This is a genomic window from Petrocella sp. FN5 (assembly GCF_029210395.1).
Lineage (GTDB): Bacteria > Bacillota > Clostridia > Lachnospirales > Vallitaleaceae > Petrocella.
Genome location: NZ_JARGDP010000135.1, coordinates 1 through 2891 on the forward strand (window position 1 = coordinate 1; position 2891 = coordinate 2891).

Sequence of the window (2891 nt, forward strand, 5' to 3'; positions counted from 1 at the left end):
TGTGGAAATCGGCGGCCGTTGTAACCAATCTGCATAAGGGTTTTCATACGACCTATTGATTATGGAAGCAAAAAAGTAGCAACCTCAAGATTTTCATCTTTGGTTACTACTTTGTCTACAGCCTGAGATTAACATATAAGTTAATCTTTTTGCTTGATATTATTTACTCTTTGGAAAAAAGTATGAGAATAGATAACCATACACAACCAATAGTACTATTTGTAACTTAGGGTCCATCACTATTAGATATATCGCTAATGATTTAATGCCTTTATATTGCGTAATTAGCCCAGAACTCATCAAGGCTTCTGGTAACCAGAAAAATAAAGAAATAGTTAAGAATAATGCTATAAGAATAAATCCCTTTATATTATTATTCGTGCACTCCTTTTGATCAGTAAAGATACTCAGAACAACCCCTGCAAAGAAGAAAAGAGCTAGTTCAATTATACTTCTATAATTTGAATACCGACTTCCAAAATAACTGACAAACCATAAAAACAAAACTATCTGCTTAGTAAATAAGTTCATATTCTATCCTCTTATTTTTTCTTTAATCGAATTTTATCTCAACAGGAGATAACAACCAAGGTGACCCATTTATACCTCTCTTAATCTCTCCATAAACATAACCTTTTGCATATGAACCAATCGGTTGTATAACAAAAGTATAGTAAGGATCGAGTTTGAATGAACGGAGAGAGCGGTAACTTAAAAGATTAACACTTGATGCGTAAAATAAGTCATTTAGGTTTCTGTTAAATGTTCCGACATAGTTAGTACAATGCATATCCGTATACTTCCTGCCGTGAGACTGAGCGCCAACTCTTAATGAGTATGGATAAATACTACTAGCTAAACTATCATATTTTGCCTTAACACCAGTAATTCTATAAGAAGTACCTTTATCAAGACCATCAGTAACCTCACACTGTATCCAAGACACATGCAATCTTATTTTTGCATTGTAGCCTGAATCCCACATTGCTATGGAATTACTATTCCCGTATCCACTTACATCAAAAAATTCATCAGTGAACTCGAGAGTTACAAGAGCATCTGAAACATACTCTGTTTCTTTTTTACCATTTTCGAATTCAACTTCTTTAACCTTTTGAGATAAACTTTTGTATTCTTTCACTCTAGTGGCATATTTATTAGCATCATCGTCAATTTTTATCTCAACAACGCTATCGATTTTAAATACATCCTTCGAATCTTTGTCAGATTTATTCATCATTTTTTCAAGATTTTCTTCATTTGTTACAACATCAAAAGTCTTGATTTTTTTAATATTGTTGTCGTTATTTGCGGAAACCGTCACACTTGATAAGACTAGCGAAAACACTAGCATAATAGTAAGTATTTTTTTCATTAAATTCCTCTCGCTTTCATCCATGTAACCCTTCATGGAAACCCTTAATTAATTAATATTTTGTTTTCTGTACAATAATATTAAAGTTACTTTGCATAGAATTCTACGCTTGTCATGACATTGCTATATTAACGTAAAATAGAAATGATATCAATAGCTCATTGTCACTATGTTAATAGGTTAATTAAACTACTTTATTAATGTTATACATTAAAGCTTTTACCGCCAGCTGTTAAATGCGCTTGATTTATAATCTTGATTATCAATATTGAGAACTTTAGGTAAAACAAAAATAAAAGTTGAATTTTAATGTCAAGCTCTTAACACTTCAGAGCTTGACATTACTAAATATTCTATGAAGAAGTTAAATAAAAATGAGATTTAAAAATAATGTTTTTGTTATTAGTACTTGCGTTGATATTTTCAATATTATGTCTTTTCTTATACAACAATAAGGGTGTTCGGGAAACATGAGCTATAAAAGAAGGTGCCTACTACGATACTGCATAGTAACTTTCAAGATAATTACTAAATACAAGCAATAATTCATGAGAACAACTAACCGATATAAGTTACCATGCTATTAGTGGTCAAAAAAGAACCATATTTGAGATGAATCTATAGCATTCAGACATTGAAACAATGGTAGTACCTTAGAATATAAAAATCTCTATTCATAAAACCGTAGTTACAATTATTGTTAACTACAAATCTTAATCAAAACAACACCTAGCCTTTCCGTCCCTAACCTCAAGTTTCGCCTTCTTCCCTGCCCCGCTCTTAAACGTAAAGCCATGAAGAAGCTTATTATGATTTGAACCAACATTATTCTGATTCGTAGATAGAGAAATAGAGAATTGTGAGAGTTCGTAAAGTCGTATACGGTAAATAGCGGGTACCGTGCCAATTCATAGCATCCATGAGATAATATTTGAAATATTATCTAGGAGGCTAAAGCTTATGGACAAAATCACTCATGAAATGCGTGTGGAACATTGGAAACCAATTATTAAAGCATGTAACAGTAGCGAACTTAGTAAAAAACAATGGTGTATTCAAAATGATGTACCTGAGAAAGCTTTTTACTACTGGCAAAGACGGATACGCCAAAAAGTATTGAAACCAACTTCTGAGTTGAACCTACCACAGACGACTACCAACTTTGTTCAGTTACAACCGGCACCGCTTATGAAACAACAACCGATATCTGAAAACAATGCAGCTGCAACAATCCATATCAATAATTGTGTGATTAAACTTTCTGAAACTGCATCAGAATCATTTATTAAACGACTTTTTGGAGCTTTAACATATGTTCAATGATGCAAAAGGATTTCATAAAATTTTTCTAGCAACTGGGAGAACTGATTTACGCCGTGGTATTGATGGCTTAGCTGCTATTGTTAAGTTTCAGTTTCAACTGGATCCCTTTCAGAAAAACATCCTTTTTCTTTTTTGTGGTAGAAGGACAGATCGTCTTAAGGGATTGCTTTGGGAAGGGGATGGATTTTTGCTT

At 32.7% G+C, this 2891-nt stretch carries 4 protein-coding genes; 2 read left to right on the plus strand and 2 right to left on the minus strand.

Annotated elements, in window-relative coordinates; translation table 11 throughout:
* Positions 1 to 159: 159 nt before the first annotated feature.
* Together P0N36_RS14915 and P0N36_RS14920 are read right to left on the minus strand one after the other, a co-directional pair.
* Positions 160 to 531, minus strand: a complete 372-nt coding sequence (locus P0N36_RS14915) for a hypothetical protein (RefSeq protein WP_275843667.1) — start codon at positions 529 to 531, stop codon at positions 160 to 162.
* A gap of 22 nt (positions 532 to 553) precedes the next feature.
* Entirely contained in the window at positions 554 to 1399 is an 846-nt protein-coding gene (locus P0N36_RS14920; protein WP_275843668.1) for a hypothetical protein, read from the minus strand.
* Between the two features lie 936 nt (positions 1400 to 2335).
* Here P0N36_RS14920 and tnpA point away from each other — a divergent pair.
* Both tnpA and tnpB read left to right on the plus strand, forming a co-directional pair.
* Positions 2336 to 2698, plus strand: a complete 363-nt coding sequence (tnpA, locus tag P0N36_RS14925; protein ID WP_275843669.1) for an IS66 family insertion sequence element accessory protein TnpA — start codon at positions 2336 to 2338, stop codon at positions 2696 to 2698.
* A partial coding sequence (gene tnpB / locus P0N36_RS14930) for an IS66 family insertion sequence element accessory protein TnpB (RefSeq protein ID WP_275843670.1) occupies positions 2688 to 2891 on the plus strand: 204 nt, incomplete at its 3' end. The genes tnpA and tnpB, both read left to right, overlap by 11 nt.

Excerpts from the sequence above, each read along its gene's own strand:
- tnpA (WP_275843669.1), top strand. The coding sequence starts at position 2,336 with ATGGACAAAATCACTCATGAAATGCGTGTGGAACATTGGAAACCAATT.
- P0N36_RS14920 (WP_275843668.1), bottom strand. The coding sequence starts at position 1,399 with ATGGATGAAAGCGAGAGGAATTTAATGAAAAAAATACTTACTATTATG.
- P0N36_RS14915 (WP_275843667.1), bottom strand. The coding sequence starts at position 531 with ATGAACTTATTTACTAAGCAGATAGTTTTGTTTTTATGGTTTGTCAGT.